Genomic DNA, 25,329 nt, shown 5'->3' on the forward strand with positions numbered 1-25,329 from the left:
CAATCCTTTACTAGAGCTTAATCCTAGAATGACCCCATAGAGGCAAGAAGATAGACCCTGTACTTAATTGACTGAAAAAAAGGAGCGATACAAGCATGCAGGCACAGGCAAGATTGCTTTTGGAAGACGGCACGCTGTTCACAGGCAAAGCGTTCGGCGCCGATGGCGAGTCCACAGGTGAGGTTGTCTTCAATACCGGAATCACAGGCTATCAAGAGGTTCTCTCGGACCCTTCCTATTGCGGACAAATCGTCACCATGACGTACCCGCTCATCGGCAACTACGGAATCATCCGGGACGACTTCGAGTCCATGCGTCCGTTCATCCACGGCTTCGTCGTGCGCCAGCATGAGGACACTCCCAGCAACTGGCGCGCCCAGTACACTCTGGACAGCCTGCTGAAGGAATATGGCATTGTGGGCATAAGCGGCATCGATACCCGGATGCTGACCCGTATTCTCCGCCATCACGGCACCATGAAGGGCATTCTGACCACCTCCAACGCACCCATCGAAGAGCTGAAGGAGCGTCTGAACGGCTCCTCCCTGCTTCGCGATCAAGTGGACCGGGTGTCCACAAAGAGCGTATTCGGCTGCCCCGGCACCAAGGAGCGTGTCGTCGTCGTCGACTTCGGCTCCAAGAGCGGCATCATCCGGGACCTGACCAAGCGCGGCTGCGACGTGGTTGTCGTGCCGCACACCGCAACGGCCGAACAGATCCGCCGATTGTGCCCGGACGGCGTACTTCTCTCCAACGGCCCCGGGGACCCCAAGGATGTGCCCCACGCGGCCGAGATGATCGCGGAGCTGTTAGGCGAGCTGCCGATCTTCGGCATCTGCCTGGGCCACCAGCTGTTCGCACTGGCTTCAGGTGCCGACACGGAGAAGCTGAAGTTCGGTCACCGCGGCGGCAACCATCCAGTCAAGGATCTGAAGAGCGGCCGCTGCTACATCACCTCCCAGAACCACGGCTATACGGTCCGCGAGGATTCCGTCGCCGGCACGGAGCTGGAAGTGACCCACATCAACAACAACGACAAGACCATCGAGGGTCTGCGTCATAAGCAGTACCCCGCCTTCTCGGTCCAGTACCATCCGGAAGCGGCGCCGGGGCCTTTTGACTCCAGCTACTTGTTCGACGAGTTCCTGGATATGATCCGCGACTTTAAGGCATCCAAGCCTTATCTTCCGCAGCAGTCCGTGATGCTGGCCGCAAGCCAAGCGAAGCAATCCGCCACCGCACCGAAAGGAGAGTTCCAATATGCCCAAAAATAACTCGCTCAAGAAAATTCTCGTGATCGGCTCCGGTCCCATTGTCATCGGTCAAGCGGCGGAATTCGACTATGCCGGCACCCAGGCCTGCCAGGCTCTGAAGGAAGAGGGGATGGAGGTGGTCCTGATCAACTCCAACCCGGCCACCATCATGACCGACACCAACATGGCCGACAAGGTCTACATCGAACCCATCACGCTGGAGTTCGTCACCAATATTATCCGCACCGAGAAGCCGGATGGCCTGCTGCCGACCCTGGGCGGACAGACCGGCTTGAACATGGCCGTGGCACTGGCCAAGGCCGGCGTCCTGGAGCGCGAGAATGTGAAGCTCCTCGGCACCCAGCTGACCGCCATCGAGAAGGCGGAGGACCGGGATCTGTTCCGCGATCTGATGCGGGAGCTGGAGCAGCCGGTTCCGGACAGCGCCATCGTCACGACCGTGAAGGAAGCGGTGGACTTCGCCAACGAGATCGGCTACCCGATCATCATCCGTCCGGCTTACACCCTGGGCGGCACCGGCGGCGGCATCTGCGCGAATGAAGAGGAGCTCATCGAGATCGTCAGCTCCGGCATCCGCTACAGCCCCATCGGCCAATGTCTGGTGGAGAAGAGCATCGCCGGCATGAAGGAAGTCGAGTACGAGGTCATGCGCGACGCCAACGACAACTGTATCGTCGTGTGCAACATGGAGAACTTCGATCCGGTCGGCGTCCATACCGGCGACTCCATCGTCGTAGCGCCGAGCCAGACCCTGTCGGACCGCGAGTACCAGATGCTCCGCTCCGCCTCGCTCAAGATCATCCGTGCGCTGAACATCGAAGGCGGCTGCAACGTGCAATTCGCTCTCGATCCGCACAGCTTCCAATATTACGTCATTGAGGTTAACCCGCGTGTTAGCCGTTCCTCGGCCCTGGCCTCCAAGGCCACCGGCTACCCGATTGCCAAGATGGCAGCCAAGATTGCCATCGGCTATACCCTCGACGAGCTGGTGAACCCGGTTACGGGCCAAACCTACGCCTGCTTCGAGCCGACTCTGGACTACATCGTATCGAAGATTCCGCGCTGGCCCTTCGATAAGTTCACGGCGGCCAACCGGAAGCTGGGCACCCAGATGAAGGCCACCGGTGAAGTCATGGCCATCGGCCGGACCTTCGAGGAGTCCATGCACAAGGCGATCCGTTCCCTGGAGATCGGCGTGCACCGCCTGTTCCTGAAGGGTACCGATGCGCTGGAGAACGAAGCGTTGGAGCAGCGTCTGCGCCGCCCCGACGACGAGCGCATGTTCCTGATCGCCGAAGCGTACCGCAGAGGCTATACGCTGGAGCAGATCCAGGAGCTGACCAAGATCGACTGGTGGTTCCTGCACAAGCTGCAGAATATGATCCGCTTCGAGGAGCAGATCGCTCAGCCCGAGCTCACCCCGGAGCTCCTGCTGGAGACCAAGCGCATGGGCTTCACTGACCGCGCCATTGCCGAGATCCGCACCGCTGCGGGACTCTCCACCTATACCAAGGAAGCGGACATCCGCACGCTTCGCCTGAACCTGAACCTGAAGCCGGTGTACAAGATGGTTGACACCTGCGCCGCTGAGTTCGAGGCTACCACGCCGTATTATTACTCCACCTATGAGACGGAGGACGAGGTGACCGAGAGCGCCAAGGAGAAGGTCATTGTGCTGGGCTCCGGTCCGATCCGGATCGGCCAAGGCATCGAGTTCGACTACTCCACGGTGCATGCCGTATGGGCGATCCAGGAAGCCGGCTATGAGGCTGTCATCATCAACAATAACCCGGAGACCGTCTCTACGGACTTCAATACCTCGGACCGTCTGTACTTCGAGCCGCTGTTCTTCGAGGATGTCATGAACGTCATCGAGCGCGAGAAGCCCATCGGGGTCATCGTGCAGTTCGGCGGGCAGACCGCCATCAACCTGGCCGCTCCGCTGTCCAAAGCCGGCGTTCGCATCCTGGGCTCCGACCTGGAGAGCATCGACACGGCCGAGGACCGCAAGAAGTTCGAAGCGCTGCTCCGCTCCTTGAACATCGCCCAGCCTCCGGGCGGCACCGTTACCTCCGTGGACGATGCGGTGGGTGTGGCCTCCCAGTTCGGCTATCCGGTGCTGGTCCGTCCGTCTTACGTCCTGGGCGGCCGCGCCATGGAGATCGTCTATTCGGATAAAGAGCTGCTGAGCTATATGGAATACGCTGTGAAGATCAACCCGGAGCATCCGGTTCTGATCGACCGCTACATGCTGGGCAAGGAAGTGGAGGTCGACGCCATCTGCGACGGGGAGACCGTACTGATCCCGGGCATCATGGAGCATGTGGAGCGCGCTGGCGTCCACTCCGGCGACTCCATCGCGGTGTATCCGCCGCAATCTCTGTCCGACGCACTGAAGCAGGAGATCGTGGACATTACCATCCGCATCGCCAAAGGCTTGAACGTGGTCGGTCTGGTCAACATCCAGTTCGTCATCTATAAGGAGCAGGTGTACGTCATCGAGGTGAATCCGCGGTCCTCCCGTACGGTGCCGTTCCTCTCCAAGGTTACCAAGATTCCGATGGCCAATGTGGCCACCCGGGTCATCATGGGGCAGAAGCTGGCTGAGCTGGGCTACTCGGAAGGCCTGTGGCCGGAGGACGAATTCGTCTCCGTCAAGGTGCCGGTGTTCTCCTTCGCCAAGCTGCGCCGCGTCGACACCACCCTGGGGCCGGAAATGAAATCCACCGGCGAAGTCATGGGCCGGGATATCAACTTCGCGAAGGCGCTATACAAGGGCCTGGTTGGCTCGGGCATGAAAATTCCTCCGACCGGCGCACTCATCGTGACCGTCGCCGACAAGGATAAGCCGGAAGCCATCGACATCGTCCGCGGCTTCTACAAGATGGGCTACGAGATCGTGGCTACCGGCGGCACCGCCCAAGCCTTCGAGGATGCGGGCATCCGCGTGAAGCGGGTCAACAAGCTGTCCGAGGGTTCCCCGAACATTCTGGATCTGATCCGCAACGGCGAAGCCCACTTCGTGGTCAACACCTTGACCAAGGGCAAGACGCCGGAGCGCGACGGCTTCCGGATCCGCCGTGAAGCGGTGGAGAACGGCGTCGTCTGTATGACCTCCCTGGATACGGTCCGCGCACTGCTGCATACGCTGGAAGCGATCAACTTCTCCTCCAGCCCTATGCCAGCCAACGCGGTTCTGAGCTAAGGAGGCGCCGGAATGGCCGGAATCACACGTACGGATATGGCGGGCCGCATCATGGTGGCCCTGGATTTCCCGGACGCGGAGCAGGCCCGGGGGCTGTTGGAGGCTCTCCGGGGGATCCCGTGTTATATGAAGGTGGGCATGCAGCTGTTCTACGCCGCGGGTCCGGACTTCGTCCGCGGCCTGAAGGACCAGGGGTACAAGGTATTCCTGGACCTGAAGCTGCATGACATCCCCAACACGGTAGCCGGCGGAGCGGAGAGCATCGCCCGCTTGGGCGTGGACATGTTCAACGTCCACGCGGCTGCCGGGCGCGCCGCCATGCTGGCCGCGCGCGAGGGGGTGGAGCGTGCCGCAGGCCGGAGCGGCGGCACGCTGGCAAGGCCCATGCTCATCGCCGTCACCCAGCTGACCAGTACCGGTCAGGCTATGATGAACGATGAGCTCGGTATTCCCGGCACCGTCGAGGATACGGTGCTCCGGTACGCCGGCCTGGCGAAGTCGGCCGGGCTGGACGGTGTCGTAGCCTCCCCGCTGGAGGTCACGGCCATCAAGTCCGCGCTCGGCGCGGGCTTCGCCACGGTGACGCCGGGCATCCGCCCCGCCGGAGCCGAGCAGGGGGATCAGACCCGCGTGATGACGCCGCGGGATGCTTTTGCCCAGGGGACGGACTATGTGGTGATCGGACGGCCCATTACGGCGGCTGCCGACCCCCGTACCGCCCTGGAATCCATACTCGAGGAGCTGAATGCGTAAGATGAGCAAGCTGGATCAATTGGCCGGACAGGTGGCCGAAGCGCTGCTTAAGATCGAAGCGGTAGCACTCCGTCCGGAGCAGCCGTTCACCTGGACCTCCGGCATCATCTCGCCGATCTATTGCGACAACCGGCTGACCATGTCGTTCCCGGAGATCCGCAATCTGATCGCAGAGGGCTTCGCCGCTCTGGTGCGCGAGCTTCACCCGGATGCCGAGGTGATCGCGGGCACGGCAACGGCGGGCATCCCCCATGCCGCCTGGGTGGCGGACAAGCTGAATCTGCCCATGATCTACATCCGCGACAAGGCTAAGGGCCACGGCAAGCAGAACCAGATCGAGGGAATTCTGAAGCCTGGTGCCAAGACCGTGGTTATCGAGGACCTGATCTCCACCGGCGGAAGCTCCCTGAAGGCAGCGCTGGCCGTGAACGAAGCCGGCGGACATGCCCTGGGCGTGCTGGCTATCTTCACCTACCAGCTGGAGCAGGCGGAGGCCGCGTTCCGCGAGCGGAATATGCCCTTGCACACGCTGTCCAACTATTCCGCGCTCATCGAGACGGCCGTCAAGCTGGGCCGTATCCGCGAGCAGGACGTGGAGCTCCTCCAGTCCTGGCGGAAGGACCCGCTGGCGTTCGGCAAATAAGCATCTGTTTCTAGGAAAGCCTGTCACCGTGGATGGTGGCGGGCTTTTTATTTTTATTGGTCGATCGGGCAAGCCTTTGGCGCAGGCCAGCAGTTTACTGCTCGCATACGGCTTGCTTGTTGTTGGGTGCGGTAGTGGTTGCAGTAGCGATCGCGCTTGCGTTCGTTTACGCGTTCGCTTTTGCGATACCTGTGACGCTCGCAACCTTCTTCTAACGGTTCTGAGCGGTGCTATTTTACCTGTCGAGGCAGGTCTGGATGGCTAACGGTTCTGTAGAGCGCTATTGGCTTAATAAGCGGGATCAGACCATCCTCATCCCATATATAAGCGCTGTAGCATCCGTTAGTAGGTGAATATGCCTCCAAACGGGCAAATAGCGCTTCTGGCAACCGTTACCTATTCCTCGACGGGTTCATACCCGATATGGGGACCTCCGGCTCTGATAGGGGGAGTTCTAGGGGCATCTTGCGTCTTCGACCAGATTTTGCCGCTGCTTGTCTTCCCAAAGCTGACATGGCGCCGTTATAATGGAGGGGTCGGATGATTTCCTTACAATGGCTATCTACGAAATCATGCATATTCATCCAGAAGGAGAAGGTAACATGTCAACCATACAGATCATGGCGGACAGCACCTGCGACTTGACCCCGGAGCTGATCGAAGCGAATGGGATCCGGATCATTCCGCTTTATGTGGTGTTCGACGATCGCACCTACCGGGACGGAAGAGACCTTACGACCGGGCAGCTGTACGACCGGGTGGCGGAGCTGGGCTCCTTGCCCCGGACCTCTGCGCCGTCACCGGCGGATTTTGTCGAGGTGTTCCAGCCCGCGGTTGCAAGCGGCTGTTCCGTCGTTTATATCAGCATCTCATCGGAATTATCGTCTACGTACCAGAATGCCTGCATCGCCGCAGCGGAATTCCCGGAGGGCGCCGTCCAGGTGGTCGACTCCCGTAATCTCTCCACAGGCATCGGCTTGACGGTTCTGAAGGCCGCCGATTATGTGCGCCAAGGCATGACGTCCGCCGTGGAGCTGGCCGCCCGGCTTCGGGAAGACACTGCCCGGGTGGAGGCGGAGTTCGTCATCGATACCTTGGATTATCTGCACAAGGGTGGAAGGTGCAGCGGCACTCAATTGTTCATCGGGAGTCTGCTCCGCATCCATCCGGTGATCAAGGTGACGGACGGCCGGATGATCGTGGCAGAGAAGCTTCGCGGCCGGATGGATAAGGCGGCCGCCGGTCTGCTTGACCGGGCGCTGGAGCATCGGGACCGGATCGACCGGACCCGGGTGTTCGTCACCCACTCCATGGCCCCGGATACGGCGCAATGGCTGAAGGAGCGGCTGGAGCAGGAGCTCGGCTCCGCGAATGTTATCGTCACCGATGCAGGCTGCGTAATCTCCAGCCACTGCGGACCGGGGACCGTGGGGATCCTGCTGATGATGAAGCAGTAAGCCCGTCACTCCGGAACAGAAGAAGCCTCCCCCTACTCATCAGATGGTGAGTAGGGGGAGGCTTCTTCCATGAGAAACGATCACGACGGAATCTTCAGCATGTTCTTCCTATATTCCCCGCAAGCCAGACAAGTCTTCACATCCAAGCAAGTGGGGTGAAGCGGGCCGGTGAAGCGGCCGCAATAAATCGGCGTCTTAAAATCGTGGTTCGAAGAGATCCGGACACAGTGCTCGCATCCGCCGATAAGCTCCATGGTGAGGGTGTGCTTCTCTTTCTTCAATTCCAACATTTCATCCATCAGCTGTTGCTCGGTCATTCCAGTGGCTCCCCCTGTCGGTGTAATCGGTCGCTGCCCTTAGGGGCGCTGTCCGCAGCACCGTAAGGGTAACCCGGCTATCTTGGCACTGGTTAGTGCTTTAGACCCGTGGCTTTGCGCCCTGAACCTTTCGGCTCAGGTTGCCTTTTTCCTGAACGATCCATCAATATAGTTCAAGAATAGCATCCGATTTCCTGCTATACATGAGTCTTAACTCCCACTTTTTGTCGAATCATTCCAAAAATAGCTTAACCAACTGCCAATCCTGCAGAAAAAGGGGATACAAATTGGGACGTCTCCGGACCGCAAGCGGATGATATGTCACGGCAACGGTCTGACTGCCGATCTCATGAAGCTTCCCGCGCAGACCCTTTACCTCCGCCTCTGTATCCCCGCAATAAGCGCGAAGCGCCACATTCCCCATACAGAACAGCAATTTGGGCTTCCGTGCGGCCAATTGATCCTCGAGATACGGCAGGCAGGAGGCTCTTGCCGTTTCTTTATCATAAGCGCGGACAGGCCGGCACTTCAGCAGATAAGTGACGAACAGGTCCGACTGCCGGAAGCCGGTTTCGTGCGCGGCTTGCTGCAGCGTTTGCCGGGTTCCGCACACAAAGGCCTCGCCCTCCGGAGTCTCTCTGGCCCCGGGGTTGTCCAGCAGGATGTATACCGGTGCCTCCGGATTGCCCTCTCCCCAGATGATTCTCTTCCGCTGTGCGGCCAGCGCGCAGCGGACACAGCCTTCGGCCGCAGCCGGGACCAACGCTTCCGGCCAGACGGAGGGTACGAACGGTTCCATACGGATTCCTCCTCTTGTTTTTTTCTACTATTCCCCATTGAAGAAAAATCTTTGGACATTCTTGTAACTTAATTCCAGCTGGATACGTCTATTAATCGTATAGGAGACAGATAGAGGGAGAGTGAACGGATGGGGATATGGCCCAGCTTCCCAAAAAAAACGCCCGCCGCCCGTGCGGACGGAGCCGCCCCAGGAGCTGAACCGTCAGAAACGGAGCCTCTGTTGACAGTTAGCGGGGTCGAACGCGGCTTCCAAACCGCCGGCCGACGCATTCAGGTGTTGAAGGGCATCGATATGACCCTACACCCTAACAGCCTGGTCATGCTGCGGGGAAGATCCGGCTCCGGCAAGACGACGCTGCTGAATCTGATCGGAGGGCTCGATCAGCCTGACCGCGGAACCATATGGTTCAAGGGCCATCCGTTCCATGAATGGACGGATGAGCAGAGGACGGAGATCCGCCGCAGGGAGATCGGCTTTATTTTTCAATCCTATGCCTTGCTGCCGCTCTTGTCCGCTTATGAGAACGTCGAGCTCTCCTTGCGGATGGCCGGGGTGCCGAGGAACCAATGGAAGGAGCGGGTCCGCCATTGTCTCAGTCTCGTCGGATTGTCCGGACGGATGCATCACCGTCCCTTCGAGCTGTCCGGCGGCGAGCAGCAGCGGGTGGCCATCGCCAAAGCGATTGCCCACCGCCCGTCGCTGCTGCTGGCGGATGAGCCGACGGCCGAGCTGGATTCGCAGATGGGCGCCCAGGTCATGGGCGTCTTCCGGGACATCGTCCGGGAGGAGCGGGTTACCATCTGCATGACGACACACGATCCTACGATAATGGAGGTTGCGGACCATGTCTATGAAATGGCGGACGGGCGGTTCCAAGGGATCGCCTAAGCCGAAGGTGCTGCTGGCCGGGATGGTGGGGCTGGTGCTCTTGGCCGGCTTGACCGGCTGCGGCTTGCTGCCCCAGGAGGAGGCGGAGGAGGCATTGCCCACCATCAATCCCCCGAAACTGTCCAAGAAGCCGGAGTACCCGGTCCGGAAGGATACGCTCTTCAGCAAGGTCCGAGGCTCGGGGAAGCTGATGTCCATGAAGGAGGAGGACGTTTACTTCCTGGAGGAGAACAAGCGGATCAAGGAGATCTATGTCAAGACCGGTGACCGGGTGGAAGCCGGACAGCTGGTGGCGGAGCTGGATGTCACGGATCTGGAGAGCCAGCTCCGCCAGAAGAAGCTGGAGAGCCGCAGCGAAGAACTGAAGATGATCGAGCTCCTGCGGAACCCGGGGGACAAGAGTGCGGCCGAGCTGGAGCAGGCGAAGATCAGCTTCGAGCTGAAGCGGGAGGAGCTGGTCAAGCTGGAGGAATCCATCTCCCGTTCGAAGATCTCCGCTACCTTCTCCGGCGAGGTCGTTGCCGTGTACAAGAAAAAGGGAGATATGAGCAAGGCCTACGAGGGTGTGGCGACGGTGGCGGACTTAAGCCAGCTGACCGTGGCGGCCTCCGTCAGCCAGGAGGATCTGAAGAAGGTGGCCGTCGGCATGGAGGTCAACGTGGATATCAACTCCGCGGGCCAGTATAAGGGGACGGTCAAGCAGCTGCCGAATCCGAATAAGACCGCAGGGGGCAACAATCCCGGCGGTTATTACGGCGGATTTGACGGCTCCGGGCAGCAGCGGCAGCCGGAGACTCCGGATCAGTTCCTGCAGGTGGAGCTGGAGAAGCTTCCCGAGAAGGCGTCCAGGGGAACTCCGCTCAGCGTGGAAGTCATCGTCCAGAAGAAGGAGAACGCTCTGGTGATCCCTGCGGCGGCACTGCGGAGCATGTCGGGCCGCAATTACGTCCAAGTCGTGGACGACAAAGGGGTCAAGCGCGAAGTCGACGTGGAGATCGGCATGCAGACCTCCACGGATGTAGAGATTGTGAAGGGGCTCGCATCCGGACAGAAAGTCGTAGGTCGATGAGCGATGGCGATGCTCCGGTTTATCTTACATAAAATGTGGAATACCCGCTGGCTTACGGTGAGCGCCCTGGCGGGCTTGATCGTCGCTGTAGCCTTTGCGACCAGCATTCCGATGTATGCCGACGGCGCACTGAAGCGGGTGGTGGCCCGCACGCTGACGGAGAGAAGCGAGGGGCTGCCGGCTGGCTCGCTGATTCTCCGGTATCAGGCGGCGGGGTCGGACCGGGCGAAGCCGGAGGAGGTTAAGGAGCTGGACCGGTTTATTCGGGACGAGGTGCCCGATGAGATCGGCTTGCCCTATACCGCAGCATCCTGGGTGATGTCCATCCGGGGAAGCCAAGTCACCCCCGTCGACCCGTCGAAGAGCGATCCGGGCAAGCGGCGCCAGATGTCCTTATCCGCCATGCAAGGTCTGGAGGAGAAGGTGGAGATGACGGCCGGACATCCCTTTGCTTCCTCGGCCGGCAGCGGAACCCTTGAGGTGATGGTGCTGGAGGAGGCCATGTTCCGCAATGATCTTCACATCGGGGACGAATTCAACTATCCCGTCAGCGGAGGGCAGGGCATTGCCCCTCTGAAGCTGAAGGTGGTCGGAGCCTTCAAGCCCCTTCAGGATACGGATCCGTATTGGTTCCAAGGCATGGAAGGGCTTCTCGGCACCTTTATGGTCCATGAGAAGGTTTTCCAGGAGGAACTGATCGGACGGAAAGCGATCCCCCTGAATCTGGCCAACTGGTACTATGCCTTTGATCTAAGCGAGATTCAGACAGGAATGATCGCCCCGCTCGAGAAGAAGCTGAAGCGCCTCGACATCACCTTGTACCAGAAGCTGAAGAATACCAAGGTGGATGTGTCGTTTCTGGACCTGCTGAATGAATTTAAGCGCATGAGCCTTCAATTGCAGATTCTGCTCTTCACATTAGCCGCTCCCATGCTGGGCATGGTCATGTATTACATCGTCATGAACGCCCGGCAGGCGTTGGAGCGACAGCGGAGTGACATTGCCGTCATCCGGTCGAGAGGGGGCAGTACCTGGCAGATCATCCGGATGTACCTCCTGGAGAGCTTGCTGCTGGGGGGGATCGCTATGGCGCTTGGTCCCTCGATCGGCTGGGTGATGGCCAAAAGCATCGGGTCCGCCAACGGATTCCTGACCTTCGTCGACCGCAAGTCCATCCCCGTCGGCTTCCATGGGGAGACCCTGTTGTACGGCTTGGCCGCGGTGCTGTTGGCCATAGGCGCCACCTTGGTGCCGGCGGTGCGTTATGCCCGCTCCTCGATCGTGGGGCTAAAGCAGCAATTGGCCCGGGCTGACCGATCTCCCTTCTGGCAGCGCTGGTTTCTGGATGTGGCCCTGCTAGCGGCGGCTGCCTACGGCTGGGTGCTGTTCCGGGAACGGAAGCTGCTGGCCGAACAGACGGGACTGGGAACCGACCAGCTGCAGGTACACCCCTTGCTGTTCTTCGTGCCGGCCCTGACGATCTTTGCACTCGGACTTCTGTTCCTGAGGGTATTCCCGCTGCTCTTGAAGCTGGTGAACCGTCTCGGCCGCCCGTTCTTCCCGGTATCTATCTATCTGACGCTGGCGCAATTATCCCGCTCCTCGAAATCCTATTATCCGCTGATGCTGTTATTGACCCTGACGTTAGGGTTAGGAGTGTACAATGCCTCGGCTGCCCGGACCATCGATCTGAATTCCACGGAGCGCACCATGTACCGGTTCGGAAGTGACGTGATCATCAGCACCGTATGGGAAAATGTCTCCGACGACCTGCCCGCCCAAACGCCCAGCCAGGGACAAGGACAAGGACAAGGACAAGGACAAGGGCAAGGAGCTGGCCAAGGAGGAGCCGGTGGAGGAGCCGGTACCGGCGGAACGCCTGGCGGCGGGACTCCCGCAGCGGACGCCCCTTCCCGGGTCCGGTATGTGGAGCCGCCCTTCGAGAACTTCAAGCAGCTCCCGGGCGTCGAGCATGCGGCCCGTGTGCTGCAGACCAAAGCGAATCTGACCGCCTCCGGCAAGTCCTTCGGCGTGGCGATGCTGAACGGCATCGACAATGTGGATTTTGCCAAGGTGGGATGGTTCCGCAAGGACCTGTTCCCGGCCCATCCGTACCAGTATCTGAATTTGTTGGGCTCCTACGAGCAGGCGGCGCTGGTCTCCAAGTCCTTCGCCGAGAAGAACCAGCTGAAGCCGGGAGATCTGTTCAACGTCTCCGTGAATCAGACCAGCCTGGAGCTGGTCATCGTCGGGCTGCTTCCCTATTGGCCTAGCCAGTACCCGGACGAACGGCCCTTCGTCATCGCGAACCTGGAGTACATCTACGACCAAGCCGGTATCCTGCCTTATGACGTATGGATCAAGATGAAGCCGGGCGCCAAGACCGTGCCGCTTCTGGAGAAGCTGGAGAGCTCCAAGATCGAGGTCCAGGCGGTGAAGGATGTCCGGATCGAGCTGGCGGGGGAGAACAAGCATCCTACCCGCGGGGGAGTGTTCGGAATCCTGAGTCTGGGCTTCCTCGTATCCGTCTTCATCTCGCTGATCGGGTATCTGCTGTACTGGTTCTTCCAGCTGTCGAGCCGGGTAGTCCAATTCGGCGTGTTGAGGGCCATGGGACTGAAGCGGAGGCAGCTGACAGGAATGCTGCTTCTGGAGCAGCTGTTCACCGCAGGACTATCCATCGGTCTGGGAATCGTCATCGGCAAGGTGACCAGCACGCTGTACCTGCCGTATCTCCAGACGGCGGAGGATGTGAGCAAGCAGGTGCCTCCATTCCGGGTGGTGTTCGAGGCGAAGGACACGATGCAGCTGTACGGTGTGACACTCGTCATGATGGCCACCGGTGCGGTGCTGCTGCTCCTTCATATCCGACGGCTCCGGGTTCATCAAGCCGTCAAGCTGGGAGAGGAGCGCTAAGCCATGATCCAATGTGACGGATTGGTCAAAATCTACAAAACGGATGACATCGAAGTGGTGGCCCTCCAGGGGCTGAATATCCGGGTGGAGCCCGGAGAGATGATGGCCATCATCGGCAACAGCGGCAGCGGTAAATCCACCCTGCTGAACATTCTGGGGGGATTGGACCGGCCCTCGGCCGGGCAGGTCCGTGTCGGGGAATGGGATTTGCTCAAGATCTCCGACGAGCAGCTGGTCGAATACAAGCGCAAAACGGTCGGCTTCATCTGGCAGAACAACGCCCGTAACCTCCTGCCCTACCTCTCCGCTCTCGAGAATGTGGAGATGCCCATGATGCTCTCGGGGAAGGTGGACCGGGCCTATGCCAAGCAGCTGCTGGAATGGGTGGGCTTGAAGGACCGGATGCGGAATAAACTGCAGCAGCTCTCCGGCGGTGAGCAGCAGCGGGTGGCCATTGCCATCTCACTGGCGAATCGACCCTCGCTGCTGCTGGCCGACGAGCCGACGGGATCTGTGGATACGGAGACCTCCGACCGGATCATGGGCATATTCCGGCAGCTGAACCGGGAGCTCTCTCTGACCATCGTCATCGTCACCCATGATATGTCGCTGGCCAGTAAGGTGGACCGGGTGGTGGCAATCCGGGACGGGATGACCAGCACCGAATTCGTCAAGCGCAATCCCAGCCTTGATCTTACTGCTGCAGGATCAGGGTCGGGAAGCATCAAGGACGCCCACGAGGAGTATGTGGTGCTGGACCGTGCGGGGCGGCTGCAGGTCCCCCGCGGGTATTTGGAAGCGCTGGGGATCTCGGGCAAGGCCTCCATGGAGTTTGAGGGGGACCGGATCGTCATCCGCGCTCCGAAGCAGATTGGAGCCGAGCAAGACCATTAAGGGGATTGACCATACGAAGGGAGACCTAGAGAGATGAAGAGGAAGATCATACCGGTGGCTTTGACGTTGACCATGCTGGTTCCAACGACGATGGCCTGTACGAAGAGCGATTCCGAAGACGATAAGAGCGAGCGGGTGCTCCGTGTCGCCACTTCCATGGATTACGGGGATGAAGGGGAATATTTCCGGCAGCAGTTCACGGAGATCTTCGAGTTCGCCAATCCCAACATTAAGATTGAGTACATCCCCACCTCGGACAATCGTATGAGGATGGGGATCGGGCTGAAGGAAGGGGAGAAGATGCAGGACCCCTTCGTCAAGCTGAAGGAGATTATGGCGGGGGAGAACCCACCGGATGTGGTCATGTTCAATCTGACGGAGATGAGGGAGCTGGTGGAGGAGAACCTTCTGGAGCCGTTGGATGCGCGGATCTCCAAGGAGAAATTCGACACCTCGGATATCGTGCCGGCGGTTATGGACGGTTTGAAGAGCGCCAGCACCGACGGGAAGCTCTATGCGCTGTCCCCGACCTTCTCCTCTTCCGCGTTAATCTACAACCGCAAGATGTTCGATCAGGCTGGGGTTCCGTACCCGACCGACAACATGACCTGGGATCAGGTCTTTGATCTGGCCCGAAGAGTCAGCACCGGGGAAGGCGACAAGCGGGTGTACGGCTTCAACTTTTTCTCCCAAGGGTATGCGGATTTCATGAGCGCCTCCCAAATCTACGCCGGTCCGTTGGGGCTTCAGACCTTCGATGAGAAGGGGGAGAAGCTGCTGGTGGATTCCGATCAGTGGGAGAAGGTATGGGCGACGCTGATCCAGCTGGAGAAGGATAAGGTGATTCCCGGACAGCCGGATTACAATAATCCGGAAAGCATGAAGCTCAGGCAGCCGTCGGAGGATAATCCCTTCGCTTATCATGACTTTTTGTCCGGACGTCTGGCCATGTCCATCATGCAGTACGGCGAGCTGAGCCAGATTGACAATGCGAACAAGAATGCAGCCAATTACAAGAACTTCACTCCCGTCGAGTATAACGCCGTCACCATGCCGAGCCATCCGGAGCAGCCTGGGGTGGTCGCGAACATCGGCCTGAACGGAGTGATGGGCATCAATGCCAAAGCAGGCAACGCGGCGGACGCCTGGAAATTCCTGAAATTCATCAACGGCGAAGACTGGGCCCGTGCCAAGGGCAAGAACAATTACCAGATGGTCTCCCGCAAGAAATACATTAAGCCCAAGGAAGGCTCCGACTTGCATATGGAAGCTTTCTTGAATGTGAAGCCCCTCTTGGATAATCCGAATGAGATGTACAAGATTTACCGGGAAAAGCCGTACATCTTCCAAGTGTATGATCTCGGCCGCACGGAGTATATGGACGCAGTGAAGGGGAACAAGTCCATCCGCGAGGCATTGAAGTCTTGGCAAACCAAGGGTGACGTGATGCTGCAGCAGATGAAGGACAACCCGAATATGAACGGCGGCAATGTCATGGCTGTTCCGGCAGCGGGGTAAGGGACTAAGGACTTCGAATAACGCTACCGCCGGCCCTTCACGGGGCCGGTTCTTCTTTTCCGGGACGGATTGGATTATAATGGGGGTAGTCTGGAGTCCTGCCATACGGAATGCCAAAGGAGAGAACCCATCGATGGAACCGATAGCTGAACAAGAACTGAACTATTTGCTGCAAACCATTAAGCCCTGGTTCGACCGGGATCAAGCCTTCCTGTGCGATGTGGCCCGCTCGGATCTGAGCGCACGCTTGGCCATAGCTTCGGCCCTGCTCTCATCCGGCAAAGAGAAGGAAGGGCGCGTCCTCTTGGAGAGCGTAGCCACAGCGGAGAAATCCGGTGATCCGGACCAGGAGGCTGCGAGAATCCGGGGCTGCATGGAGCTGGCGGACCTGCTGATGGAAGAGTTGAAGTATGATCAAGCGGAGAATATGCTCTGGATCGCCCGGAATGAGTATGCGAATGTGCCGGAGCTGGAGTTTCTGCGGGAGGAGATATCGCTCTTGATCGCCCAATGCCGTTTCGGACAAGGCTTCATCCTGGAAGCCATCGAACGGGCGGAGGAGATTCTGCATAAGCTGAGAAGCATGAACGCCGGGCAGGAGCAGCTGGCCAAGATTTATCAGCACTTGGGCTGGTTCCACCTGCACAAGAGCGATGTGGCGAACGCTTTGCTCCACCTCCGCAAAGCCATGGAGCTGGCGCCTGTCTTGGACCGCGCGCTGGTGGATGCGGGGATGGAAGCCGAGAAGAACAACGATTATGAAAAAGCGGTGGAATATTATTTTGACGCCATCGGGTACGAGTCCTGACTTTCCCTAATATACTGTAGGGGAAAGGGGAGATGGGGATGGAAGATCGCATTCACAGCAGGGTGGTTAAAGCCGCGGCGGTGCGGCTGTTGGAGCAGCGGGGTGTGACGTTGGATGCGATTGCGGACATCGTCTATGAGCTGCAGGTTCCTTACCATCCGAATCTCTCGAAGGAAGTTTGTCTCGACAGCGTATTGCGGGTATTGGAAAAGCGCGAGCTCCAGCACGCCATTCTGGTGGGCGTGGAGCTGGACGTGCTGGCCGAGAGGAAGCTCCTGTCGGAGCCGCTTCAGACCATCGTCGAATCGGACGAAGGCTTGTTCGGCTGCGACGAAACGCTTGCTCTGGGAGCCGTCCTCGGTTACGGCAGCATCGCCGTGACCACCTTCGGTTATCTGGACAAGAACAAGATCGGCATCATCCGAAATTTGGATACCAAGAACGGAGGCAAGGTGCACACCTTCCTGGACGATCTGGTTGCCAGCATTGCCGCGTCGGCGGCCAGCCGGATCGCTCACCGTCTTCGGGACTCGGAGGACGGACAGGAGCACCGGAGACTTCCTCCGCCTATGCTGGGCAAGGAGCAGACAGGCTGAACAATTTCCGTACGGAAAAAACGCGGTCCTTAACAGGTATGAAGCTTCTCCCGGCCGGAGAAGCTTTTTTGTGTGGAGGAAATAAAAACGCGCATTCGGTAAAAAATAAGATCACCGAACCGAGGGAAGGAGCAACCGAAGGATGGATTGGGTTTATTGGGCAAAGCTTTATGAGAGCAAATTCCAAGCCGGCTGTTTGGCCAAGCGGATGGAGGAGGATTGGTGGATCTATGGGTACGAGTGCCCCCAATCCGTCGAAGTGTACCGTTCGAAGAAAGGGCGGTTCGGGGTCCGTTACAGGATGGTCGACTGACCGGCCGCGTCACGGACCGCTCCCCCAAAAAAACTTTCTAGAAAAAAACCTTGACTGGACAACAGGGCTTCTGGTATATTTACTTTTGTCGCTGTAAGCGGCAATGGATACTAACGACGCGGGGTGGAGCAGCCCGGTAGCTCGTCGGGCTCATAACCCGAAGGCCGCAGGTTCAAATCCTGCCCCCGCAATATTTTTTTTTTGCCCGGGCCCTTAGCTCAGTTGGTTAGAGCGGTCGGCTCATAACCGATTGGTCGGGGGTTCGAGTCCCTCAGGGCCCATATCAGCTGGTCCAGACAACACGGACAAGCCCATCCATGCGGGGATGGCGGAATCGGCAGACGCACAGGACTTAAAATCCTGGGGTGGGTGACCACCGTGTGGGTTCAAGTCCCACTCTCCGCACTCTTTGATTGTAGCCCCTTCGTGGGAACTCATATGAAGCGATTGACCAAGAAGTCCTGTGTGGCGATGAGCCGCATGGGACTTCTTTTTTTTGTACGTCCTCGTTTTTTGTGGGAAATCTTAAAACTGTTGTATATCTGTCAATTCCGCCCAGTCTTATAATGAAAATAGAAAGGACACCAATCTTTGGGGGGATGAACGTGCATCGAAGCAAGAAGAGATTCCTTCTCGGTCCTGCAGCATTCGTATTGGGGTGTACCACGATCCTGGCGGCATGCTCGTCGGACGATGCGGACGAAGCCGCAAGCAGTGCATCCGTATCGCCGAAGGCATCGGTCCAGCCTGTGGACCATGCGCAGCAGGCGAAGAAAAAGTTCGATCCGCCGGTCACGATTACCACGGCCATCATTGAGGAGCAGCGGGATAATGCCTTCAAGCCGGGCGAGACCATGGAGAACAACGTATTCACCAAGTGGCTGAAGGAAAGTATGGGGATCGAGGTGAAGTTCGATTTCATCGTTGGCAAGCAGACGGATTACGATACGAAGATCCGGCTCCTCTTGGCAAGCGGCGAGAAGCTGCCCGATGTCTTCAACGGTTCCGCCATCGGAGACTTGATCAATGCGGGCAAGCTGATGCCCTTGAACGATGCCATCGAGAAATATGCGTCTCCTAATCTGAAGGCGCTCTTCGACAAGTACCCTCAGGCTATGAATGGGATAACGGTGAACGGGAAGATATACGGGATTCCCAAGTTTCAGACGGCTGATGAAGGCGGGGTCATGTGGCTACGGGAGGATTGGCTGAAGAGGCTGAACCTAACGGCACCCAAGACCATTGCCGAATTAGACAAAGTATTGGAAGCGTTCACCAAACAAGATCCCGACGGCAACGGCAAGCAGGACACCTTCGGACTGGCCGTGTCGCTGAAGGATGGCATGTATACGTGGATGGCCAGTGCGGATCCCATCTTCGGCGCCTTCACAGGTTATATGGCCCCGTTCTTCAGCGGAATCACCAACTGGTGGTCACCGGACAAAAACGGCAAGGTGATCCACACCGCCATAGATTCCAATGCCAAGCCGTTCCTGGAAACCATGGCCCGTTGGAAGAAGAACGGATACATGGATCCCGAAGCCGCCATCAAGGATGCGATGAAGGCGGTGGAGCCGGCAGTGAAGGGGCAGGCGGGAGCACTCTTCGGTCCCAACTGGATGGGCCAATGGCCACTGGAGGATACGGTGAAGAACAACCCCAACGCCGTATGGAAAGCCTACCCGATCCCGGTGGGTCCCGAAGGCAAGTACGGACGCGTAATCCAGCCTTTTGTCGGCGTAACCGTATTCAGCAAGGACTTCAAGCACATCGACGCCTGGTTTGCCTATCTGAACAAAATGTATGCCCGGCAATTCGGGCCGAGCGATCCCTACTACGACCCGAAATTCGCAGACGGCTACTTCGAAGGGTACGATTACGTGAAGCACGACGGCAAGATCATCAAGAACGGCTTCAAGGAGAAGGGAGTGCCTCAAGAAAAGTGGCCTCTCGCCAGCGGGAAAGAAATGGAAATGAGGTTCGCCGTCTTCTCCCTGCTCGGAGGATACGTTCCTACCGTTCCTTACCTGGGGGATCCGGGTTATCCGAAATTCGCCGCCGATCCCAACGCCAAGCCGGCCAACGCAGCGGAGGACCGGGTGAGGAACTTGACCAAGACCCAGCTGGAAGCAGGGGTCGTACGCTTGTCCCAGCCCGATGCGGATAAGATCAATACCTTTACAGGCACCTATACCGAGACGATGCAGTCCAAGGGTTCACTCCTGACCAAGCTGGAATCGGAGGCTTATCTCAAGATCATCTACGGGGACAAACCGGTGGAATACTTCGACGATTTCGTGAAGGAATGGAAGGCGAATGGCGGAGACAAGGTCACCGAAGAAGTGAACCAATGGTATGCGGGCATGAAAAAATAAATAGAATCCGCGGCCCGGGGACGGATCGTCACATCTCGAATGCCCCGGCGCCGCGGTGAAAGGAGTGCAGCGATGAGAGAAACCGGAGTGATCAGCATGCAGGAACCGGTCCGGGCAAGGTCCGGGTTCTGCAAGTGGATCTCCTACTGGAGCAGAACGTGGCCTCTCCATCTATTTTTGCTTCCGGCCATGTTGATCAGTATCGTCTTCCACTATATTCCTATGTTCGGAGTCGTCATCGCCTTTAAGGATTACAAGCCGTGGCTCGGGATCTGGAAATCGGAATGGGTCGGAATGGACCATTTCCGGTATTTCTTCTCCTTCCCCGACACCACCCAGATCATCTGGAACACCTTGATTATCGCCGTTTCGAAGACGGTGACCAACCTGTTCGTTCCCGTCATCTTCGCTCTGCTGCTGAACGAGGTGGCCAAGGTCACCTTCAAGCGGGTGGTCCAAACGCTGGTCTATATGCCCCACTTCCTGTCCTGGGTCATTCTGGGTGGCATCTTCATCGACCTTCTATCGGTCCAAGGGGGCATCGTGAACCGGTTCCTGAGCATGTTCGGCGTCGACCCCATCTTCTTCCTCGGGAGTAACCATTGGTTCCGTCCCACCTTGGTCATCACCGATGTATGGAAGGAATTCGGCTTCGCCGCCATCGTCTTCCTGTCCGCCTTGGCCGGCGTCAACCCCAATCTCTACGAAGCGGCGGAGATCGACGGAGCCAACCGTTGGAAGCAGATGATCCATATTACGCTTCCGGCCATCGGGCCCATCTTCACCGTCGTGGCTACGCTGGCCTTGGGCCGTGTCCTGAATGCGGGCTTCGACCAAATCTACAATCTGTACAATCCCCTGGTCTATGAATCCGGCGACATCATCGATACCTTCGTCTATCGGTCGGGGCTGGTCGGCGGTCAGTTCGGTTTCGCTACGGCCGTCGGTCTGTTCAAATCCGTCATTGGCTTCGTGCTCGTCGTGACCAGCTACCGGATCTTGTACAAGGTGGCCGATTACCGCATCTTCTAGAGGAGGTCCGAACGCCATGCTCTACCGTTCCAGGGCATATAAGATTTTCACCGTATTCAACTACCTGATCTTAGGATTGATCGGACTGCTGTGCATTATGCCCGTATGGCATGTGTTCGCCGTGTCCCTAAGCTCTAGGGCCGCCGCCACAGCCAATATCGTCAACTTCTGGCCCGTCGGCTTCACGACGGATGCTTATGAGCAGACCTTGGGCAATGTGAATTTCATCCGCGCGTTGTGCATCGGTGTAGAACGTACCGTGCTGGGTACCGGCATCTCGATCATCGTCCTGGTGCTGGCCGCATATTCCCTGTCCAAGACGGACCAGAAATTCGCCGGACGCACCGCTTACGCCTGGTTCTTCGTCTTCACCATGCTGTTCGGGGGCGGTCTTATCCCGACTTATCTAGTCGTAAGAGAGACGGGACTTCTGAATACGATCTGGGCCCTCGTCATCCCGGGTGCCGCCAGCGCGTATCTGCTGATCCTGCTCATGAACTTCTTCCGTACCGTTCCGGTGGAGCTGGAGGAGGCTGCATTGATTGACGGAGCGGGGCATTTCACCACGCTATTCCGGGTCTTTTTGCCCGTATCCATGGCAGGGATCGCCACCATCAGCTTGTTCGAGATGGTCGGCCATTGGAATTCGTGGTTCGACGGCATGATTTACTTGAAAAATCGCAAGGATTACCCGCTGGCCACCTTTCTGCAGTCGGTCATCGCCAAGGAGGACTTCGTTCAAGCCGGCATCAAGGCGGAGGATGTGGCCAACATCTCCAGCCGGACGGTCAAGGCGTCGCAGATCTTCATCGGGGCGCTTCCGATTCTGATGGTGTACCCCTTCCTTCAAAAATACTTCGTGAAGGGCATTGTCCTGGGTTCAGTCAAAGGATAATATTGGTAGTATCTAGCAATTCTTGCGAGGGATGCCGCCATGCCGTTCAAGCTGAGCATATTCAGCAAAATCATCGTCGCGTTGTGCTGCCTGCTCGTGCCCATCGTGCTTCTCTACAGCTACTCCCATCAAGTGAGCACCGGCCTGGTGGAGCGGGAGATCAACAAGTCGAACGGAAGCCGGCTGGCATTCTTCATCAGCCAGGTGGATTCAACGGCCGACCAGCTGTGGAAGTCCGCGTTCAATCTAAGCGAAGACCCGGACGCCACGAAGCTGACTATGCAGTCGATCCTGACCCCGTCCTACAATATTATGGAGACGAAGAGACTGATCACGGCCAAGGCCGATAACCAGAGCAGCTCCTTCGGCTGGGAGAACGAATTGACGTTATATGCTCCTTCCACGGGCCAGTTCATCACGACCAACCCGGCATGGACCTATGATGAACAGCTGCTCCGGCTTCAGGGGACGGATTCCTGGACGTATCGCAAGATCCGGACGGACCGGGGCGAAGGCTATTATTTCGTCCGGTACTTGTCCCAGCCTTATATGGCGAGACTGGTGGTGGACAATGCCAGCCTGATCGTGGAAGTCGCTTTCGCATCGCATAATATCACGGATATGCTGGACCAGCTGAAGCAGGGGAGCAGCGGGGATCCCTTCTTCTATCATCCGGAGTACGAATCCGTGACGAACAAGTCTTACGACCGGGAGCTATTCCCTCAGATCGTCTCCAAGCTGAAGGAGCGAACCTTGGACCGTTCCGGAAATCTGGAGCTGGAGCTGAACGGGAGAACCTATATTCTGACCTATGAACGGTCGGACGCTCTAGGATGGTACCTGATCGACTACATTCCGCTGGAAGAGCTGCTGATGCCGATTACGAACACCCGGAGATTGTTCTATCTATCCACCGGATTGCTGCTGCTGGCCAGCCTCTTGGCGGCCGCTCTGCTGTACCGGAACGTACAGGTACCGGTTCGGGAACTGATCCGGAGTATACAGAAGCTGAAGCGGGGAGACTACTCGTCCCGGGTGTCCAAGAAGACCAACAATGAATTCCAGTTTCTCTTCGATCAATTCAATCATATGTCGGAAGAGATCCAGCAGTTGATTGAGAACATTCTCTCCGAGAAGCTCCGTGTTCGGGATGCTACCCTGAAGCAGCTCCAAGCCCAGATCAACCCCCACTTTCTCTACAACAGCTTCGCCTTCATCCAGAGCTTGGCCCAATTGGAGGACAAGGAATCCATTATCGAAGTGACCCAGCATCTAAGCAAGTATTACCGCTACACGACGAGGATGGAGAAGCTGACCGGCACCTTGAAGGAGGAGCTGGATCTGATCCGGCATTTCCTCGAGATCCATAAGATGAAGATGCATCGGCTGCAATACGCGATCAGCATTCGGGATGAGATGTCCGGCATCGCCCTTCCCCGGCTGCTGCTCCAGCCCTTGGTGGAGAATGCCATTCTCCACGGCATTGATCCGAAGCCGGGCAAGGGGATGATCCGGATTACAGGCAGGATGGAGCAGGGGGCCGCGGAGATCACGGTGGAGGACAACGGCCCGGGGCTGGACGTGGAACAATTGGCAAGGCTGGAAGCCAAGTTCAAGCATCCGATGGATGGCGAGATGGGCTGCGGCTTATGGAATGTCCGGCAGCGCTTGGTCCATGGCTTCGGTGCCGACTCCGAGCTCATGCTGGGACCGTCGCCCCTGGGCGGCCTGCAGGTCACGCTGCGCATCTACGAACCGGCCGTCCTTGCGGACGGCCGGTCATGAAGGGTGCCCGTCCCACATACGGAAGCACCGGGAGGAGATTATCATGTTCCATCTGCTGATCGTTGACGACTATCCGGATCAAGTGGAGAGCATCGCCTCTACGATACCCCTGCAGGAGCTGGACATCGGGGAGGTATATAAGGCGTATTCGGGCATGGAGGCCCTGGAGATTCTAAGATCCTTCACGGTGGACATCGTGATTACGGATATCCGGATGCCCGGTATGAGCGGACTGGAGCTGGTCGAGCGGATCCGGGAGGATAACCGGTCCGCCAAGTACATCTTCATCTCCGGCCATGCGGACTTCGAATACGCACAGAGGGCAATTGTGCTGCAATCCTCGTATTACCTGTTGAAGCCCGTATCTACGGAGGAGCTGGTCGAGACGCTACGCAGCGTCGTGTCCGCCCTGCATGACGAATGGAAGCGGATCAGCTCTTACCAGCAGGCCGTATATACCTTGCGGGAGAACATGTCCTTGCTGAGCGGGGAGCTCTTGAACCATTTGCTGCAGGGAAGACGATACCCGAAGGGGGTGATGGAGAAGAAGGTGCGTATGCTGGATCTGCCGTTCCGAACCGGAGACCGGACCGGCATGTTTATCATCCGTTTGGAGGAGGAATTTGACGAGCTCGACGATTATGACCTGTCGCTGATGGAATTCGCCGTCGCCAATATCGCCTGCGAACTGTTTGGGGACCTCTTCCACTTGTGGCATTGCAAGGACTCCTCCGACAATCTGGTGTTCCTGGTGAAGCCCATTCGGGAGCAAAGCAGACCGCACGGAGAAGAGACCCCCGGCGAGGGCGATTGGCACCGGATCGAGAAGCGTGCAGCCATGCTGCATAAGAACGTAAGCGTATACTTAAAGCGGAGTGTCTCCGTCGCCGTGGCCAAATCGTCCTTGGAGTTCCCTGCCGGGGTTTCCCGTGCGCACCAAAGCTGTTTGGCTGCGGTCCGCAGTCAGATCGGCACGGAATCCAACTTCTACATTTTGGTCGAGGACGAACCGGAGCAAGGGGTCAGAGGCTGCCTGACGGTGCCTTACCAACCGCCGCTGTTGATTCACCTACTGGAAACCGGCAGCTGGGAGAGGGCTTCGGGCAAGCTTGACGACATGTTGTCCGAGCTGGCGGAGAAGTGGGCGGAATCCCCGGAGTACGCCCTGGAGATGTATGCCGTAGTCATGAGCTCGTTCCACTATATCGCCCACAAGAACGGAAGGCAGTTGGCGGAGATCGTGGGGAACGGGGGAACAGGTCTTGTGGACGGAGCCGTGCCCGTCCGTTCCTACAAGCAGTTGAAGGATTGGGTCTGCCATGCCTTCACCAAGCTTATGGAGGAGGCAGACCGGAGCACACGATCCTCTAGATCCCTTGTCGTCAAACGGATTCATCAATTTATTGATACCAACATCGGGCAGGATTTGTCTCTGCAGGCGGTTTCGGAGCACGTGAAGCTGCATCCGGCCTATCTGTCCAAGGTGTATAAGACGGAAACGGGATTGAGCTTGGGCGATTACATAGTGAAGGTCCGGATGGAGCAGGCAGCGGAGCTGCTCAGGAACGGCAGCGGTAAAATATACGAGATCGCCTCGCAAACCGGGTACTTGACGACCCATTATTTCAGCAAGGTGTTCAAGAATTACCACGGCATGACGCCGCAAGAATACAGAGAGACCGTGGGGAAGTGAGAGGGAAGCCACTGACTGAACAGCACCTGCTTACGATGAAAGCTTTGATTCTCCTTCGCCTACCGATGGCAAGCACAAAACTCTTAGGAGGGAAAA

General features: G+C 58.1%; 20 protein-coding genes, 3 tRNA genes and 1 riboswitch. Of the genes, 21 read left to right on the top strand and 2 right to left on the bottom strand.

What is annotated here, in order from left to right:
• Positions 1 to 95 precede the first annotated feature (95 nt).
• The 5 genes from carA (at position 96) to ACSEXW_RS11820 (ending at position 7,332) form a co-directional block, all read left to right on the top strand.
• Positions 96 to 1,274 (top strand): glutamine-hydrolyzing carbamoyl-phosphate synthase small subunit, encoded by a 1,179-nt coding sequence (carA, locus tag ACSEXW_RS11800; RefSeq protein ID WP_438446343.1) that lies wholly within the window; start codon positions 96 to 98, stop codon positions 1,272 to 1,274.
• Entirely contained in the window at positions 1,261 to 4,479 is a 3,219-nt protein-coding gene (gene carB / locus ACSEXW_RS11805) for a carbamoyl-phosphate synthase large subunit (RefSeq protein WP_438446344.1), read from the top strand. The genes carA and carB overlap by 14 nt, the downstream gene beginning before the upstream one ends.
• Positions 4,480 to 4,491: 12 nt before the next feature.
• Positions 4,492 to 5,232, top strand: a complete 741-nt coding sequence (pyrF, locus tag ACSEXW_RS11810; protein ID WP_438446345.1) for an orotidine-5'-phosphate decarboxylase — start codon at positions 4,492 to 4,494, stop codon at positions 5,230 to 5,232.
• A gap of 1 nt (position 5,233) precedes the next feature.
• On the top strand, positions 5,234 to 5,875 hold the full coding sequence (pyrE, locus tag ACSEXW_RS11815) for an orotate phosphoribosyltransferase (RefSeq protein ID WP_438446346.1): 642 nt from the start codon (positions 5,234 to 5,236) through the stop codon (positions 5,873 to 5,875).
• 602 nt (positions 5,876 to 6,477) lie between these two features.
• A complete protein-coding gene (locus tag ACSEXW_RS11820) occupies positions 6,478 to 7,332 on the top strand; it encodes a DegV family protein (protein WP_438446347.1) in 855 nt (284 codons plus the stop codon).
• Positions 7,333 to 7,412: 80 nt separating this feature from the next.
• Here ACSEXW_RS11820 and ACSEXW_RS11825 read toward each other — a convergent pair whose 3' ends face one another.
• Together ACSEXW_RS11825 and ACSEXW_RS11830 are read right to left on the bottom strand one after the other, a co-directional pair.
• Complete coding sequence (locus tag ACSEXW_RS11825) at positions 7,413 to 7,649, bottom strand: hypothetical protein (RefSeq protein WP_438446348.1); 237 nt, start codon at positions 7,647 to 7,649, stop codon at positions 7,413 to 7,415.
• A gap of 64 nt (positions 7,650 to 7,713) precedes the next feature.
• Positions 7,714 to 7,804: riboswitch (cyclic di-GMP riboswitch) on the bottom strand.
• Positions 7,805 to 7,881: 77 nt separating this feature from the next.
• Positions 7,882 to 8,448 carry a uracil-DNA glycosylase gene (locus ACSEXW_RS11830; protein ID WP_438446349.1) on the bottom strand — a complete coding sequence of 189 codons (567 nt, stop codon included), beginning with the start codon at positions 8,446 to 8,448 and terminating at the stop codon, positions 7,882 to 7,884.
• Between the two features lie 129 nt (positions 8,449 to 8,577).
• On the opposite strand from ACSEXW_RS11830, the gene ACSEXW_RS11835 reads away from it, so the two are divergent.
• From ACSEXW_RS11835 to ACSEXW_RS11910, 16 genes are all read left to right on the top strand, one after another.
• A complete protein-coding gene (locus ACSEXW_RS11835; protein ID WP_438446350.1) occupies positions 8,578 to 9,339 on the top strand; it encodes an ABC transporter ATP-binding protein in 762 nt (253 codons plus the stop codon).
• Complete coding sequence (locus ACSEXW_RS11840; protein ID WP_438446351.1) at positions 9,296 to 10,408, top strand: efflux RND transporter periplasmic adaptor subunit; 1,113 nt, start codon at positions 9,296 to 9,298, stop codon at positions 10,406 to 10,408. The genes ACSEXW_RS11835 and ACSEXW_RS11840 overlap by 44 nt, the downstream gene beginning before the upstream one ends.
• Positions 10,409 to 10,411: 3 nt before the next feature.
• Complete coding sequence (locus ACSEXW_RS11845; protein ID WP_438446352.1) at positions 10,412 to 13,324, top strand: ABC transporter permease; 2,913 nt, start codon at positions 10,412 to 10,414, stop codon at positions 13,322 to 13,324.
• Between the two features lie 3 nt (positions 13,325 to 13,327).
• Complete coding sequence (locus ACSEXW_RS11850) at positions 13,328 to 14,218, top strand: ABC transporter ATP-binding protein (RefSeq protein WP_438446353.1); 891 nt, start codon at positions 13,328 to 13,330, stop codon at positions 14,216 to 14,218.
• Positions 14,219 to 14,251: 33 nt separating this feature from the next.
• A complete protein-coding gene (locus tag ACSEXW_RS11855; protein WP_438446354.1) occupies positions 14,252 to 15,736 on the top strand; it encodes an ABC transporter substrate-binding protein in 1,485 nt (494 codons plus the stop codon).
• A gap of 133 nt (positions 15,737 to 15,869) precedes the next feature.
• Positions 15,870 to 16,544, top strand: a complete 675-nt coding sequence (locus ACSEXW_RS11860) for a tetratricopeptide repeat protein (protein WP_438446355.1) — start codon at positions 15,870 to 15,872, stop codon at positions 16,542 to 16,544.
• Positions 16,545 to 16,582: 38 nt separating this feature from the next.
• Entirely contained in the window at positions 16,583 to 17,140 is a 558-nt protein-coding gene (locus ACSEXW_RS11865) for a phosphatidylglycerophosphatase A family protein (protein WP_438446356.1), read from the top strand.
• A 142-nt stretch (positions 17,141 to 17,282) separates the two neighbouring features.
• Positions 17,283 to 17,453, top strand: a complete 171-nt coding sequence (locus ACSEXW_RS11870; protein ID WP_438446357.1) for a hypothetical protein — start codon at positions 17,283 to 17,285, stop codon at positions 17,451 to 17,453.
• Between the two features lie 117 nt (positions 17,454 to 17,570).
• Positions 17,571 to 17,644: transfer RNA gene (locus ACSEXW_RS11875), tRNA-Met, on the top strand.
• A 16-nt stretch (positions 17,645 to 17,660) separates the two neighbouring features.
• Positions 17,661 to 17,734, top strand: a tRNA-Ile gene (locus ACSEXW_RS11880).
• A gap of 38 nt (positions 17,735 to 17,772) precedes the next feature.
• Positions 17,773 to 17,858: transfer RNA gene (locus ACSEXW_RS11885), tRNA-Leu, on the top strand.
• A 200-nt stretch (positions 17,859 to 18,058) separates the two neighbouring features.
• Positions 18,059 to 19,828, top strand: coding sequence for an extracellular solute-binding protein (locus tag ACSEXW_RS11890; RefSeq protein ID WP_438446358.1), 1,770 nt, complete (start codon positions 18,059 to 18,061; stop codon positions 19,826 to 19,828).
• A 96-nt stretch (positions 19,829 to 19,924) separates the two neighbouring features.
• A complete protein-coding gene (locus ACSEXW_RS11895; protein WP_438446392.1) occupies positions 19,925 to 20,860 on the top strand; it encodes an ABC transporter permease in 936 nt (311 codons plus the stop codon).
• A gap of 16 nt (positions 20,861 to 20,876) precedes the next feature.
• Positions 20,877 to 21,755, top strand: coding sequence for a carbohydrate ABC transporter permease (locus tag ACSEXW_RS11900; protein WP_438446359.1), 879 nt, complete (start codon positions 20,877 to 20,879; stop codon positions 21,753 to 21,755).
• A gap of 39 nt (positions 21,756 to 21,794) precedes the next feature.
• Positions 21,795 to 23,540: a sensor histidine kinase gene (locus ACSEXW_RS11905; protein ID WP_438446360.1), complete on the top strand. Its 1,746-nt coding sequence runs from the start codon at positions 21,795 to 21,797 to the stop codon at positions 23,538 to 23,540.
• Positions 23,541 to 23,583: 43 nt separating this feature from the next.
• On the top strand, positions 23,584 to 25,233 hold the full coding sequence (locus ACSEXW_RS11910; protein ID WP_438446361.1) for a response regulator transcription factor: 1,650 nt from the start codon (positions 23,584 to 23,586) through the stop codon (positions 25,231 to 25,233).
• Positions 25,234 to 25,329: the final 96 nt, after the last annotated feature.

The organism is Oryzibacillus soli (assembly GCF_051594765.1).
GTDB lineage: Bacteria > Bacillota > Bacilli > Paenibacillales > NBRC-103111 > Paenibacillus_AR.

What these genes read in the sequence shown, in the direction of transcription:
- carA (WP_438446343.1), top strand. Translation starts at nt 96, where the DNA reads ATGCAGGCACAGGCAAGATTGCTTTTGGAAGACGGCACGCTGTTCACA.
- carB (WP_438446344.1), top strand. Translation starts at nt 1,261, where the DNA reads ATGCCCAAAAATAACTCGCTCAAGAAAATTCTCGTGATCGGCTCCGGT.
- pyrF (WP_438446345.1), top strand. Translation starts at nt 4,492, where the DNA reads ATGGCCGGAATCACACGTACGGATATGGCGGGCCGCATCATGGTGGCC.
- pyrE (WP_438446346.1), top strand. Translation starts at nt 5,234, where the DNA reads ATGAGCAAGCTGGATCAATTGGCCGGACAGGTGGCCGAAGCGCTGCTT.
- ACSEXW_RS11820 (WP_438446347.1), top strand. Translation starts at nt 6,478, where the DNA reads ATGTCAACCATACAGATCATGGCGGACAGCACCTGCGACTTGACCCCG.
- ACSEXW_RS11825 (WP_438446348.1), bottom strand. Translation starts at nt 7,649, where the DNA reads ATGACCGAGCAACAGCTGATGGATGAAATGTTGGAATTGAAGAAAGAG.
- ACSEXW_RS11830 (WP_438446349.1), bottom strand. Translation starts at nt 8,448, where the DNA reads ATGGAACCGTTCGTACCCTCCGTCTGGCCGGAAGCGTTGGTCCCGGCT.
- ACSEXW_RS11835 (WP_438446350.1), top strand. Translation starts at nt 8,578, where the DNA reads ATGGGGATATGGCCCAGCTTCCCAAAAAAAACGCCCGCCGCCCGTGCG.
- ACSEXW_RS11840 (WP_438446351.1), top strand. Translation starts at nt 9,296, where the DNA reads ATGTCTATGAAATGGCGGACGGGCGGTTCCAAGGGATCGCCTAAGCCG.
- ACSEXW_RS11845 (WP_438446352.1), top strand. Translation starts at nt 10,412, where the DNA reads ATGGCGATGCTCCGGTTTATCTTACATAAAATGTGGAATACCCGCTGG.
- ACSEXW_RS11850 (WP_438446353.1), top strand. Translation starts at nt 13,328, where the DNA reads ATGATCCAATGTGACGGATTGGTCAAAATCTACAAAACGGATGACATC.
- ACSEXW_RS11855 (WP_438446354.1), top strand. Translation starts at nt 14,252, where the DNA reads ATGAAGAGGAAGATCATACCGGTGGCTTTGACGTTGACCATGCTGGTT.
- ACSEXW_RS11860 (WP_438446355.1), top strand. Translation starts at nt 15,870, where the DNA reads ATGGAACCGATAGCTGAACAAGAACTGAACTATTTGCTGCAAACCATT.
- ACSEXW_RS11865 (WP_438446356.1), top strand. Translation starts at nt 16,583, where the DNA reads ATGGAAGATCGCATTCACAGCAGGGTGGTTAAAGCCGCGGCGGTGCGG.
- ACSEXW_RS11870 (WP_438446357.1), top strand. Translation starts at nt 17,283, where the DNA reads ATGGATTGGGTTTATTGGGCAAAGCTTTATGAGAGCAAATTCCAAGCC.
- ACSEXW_RS11895 (WP_438446392.1), top strand. Translation starts at nt 19,925, where the DNA reads ATGCAGGAACCGGTCCGGGCAAGGTCCGGGTTCTGCAAGTGGATCTCC.
- ACSEXW_RS11900 (WP_438446359.1), top strand. Translation starts at nt 20,877, where the DNA reads ATGCTCTACCGTTCCAGGGCATATAAGATTTTCACCGTATTCAACTAC.
- ACSEXW_RS11905 (WP_438446360.1), top strand. Translation starts at nt 21,795, where the DNA reads ATGCCGTTCAAGCTGAGCATATTCAGCAAAATCATCGTCGCGTTGTGC.
- ACSEXW_RS11910 (WP_438446361.1), top strand. Translation starts at nt 23,584, where the DNA reads ATGTTCCATCTGCTGATCGTTGACGACTATCCGGATCAAGTGGAGAGC.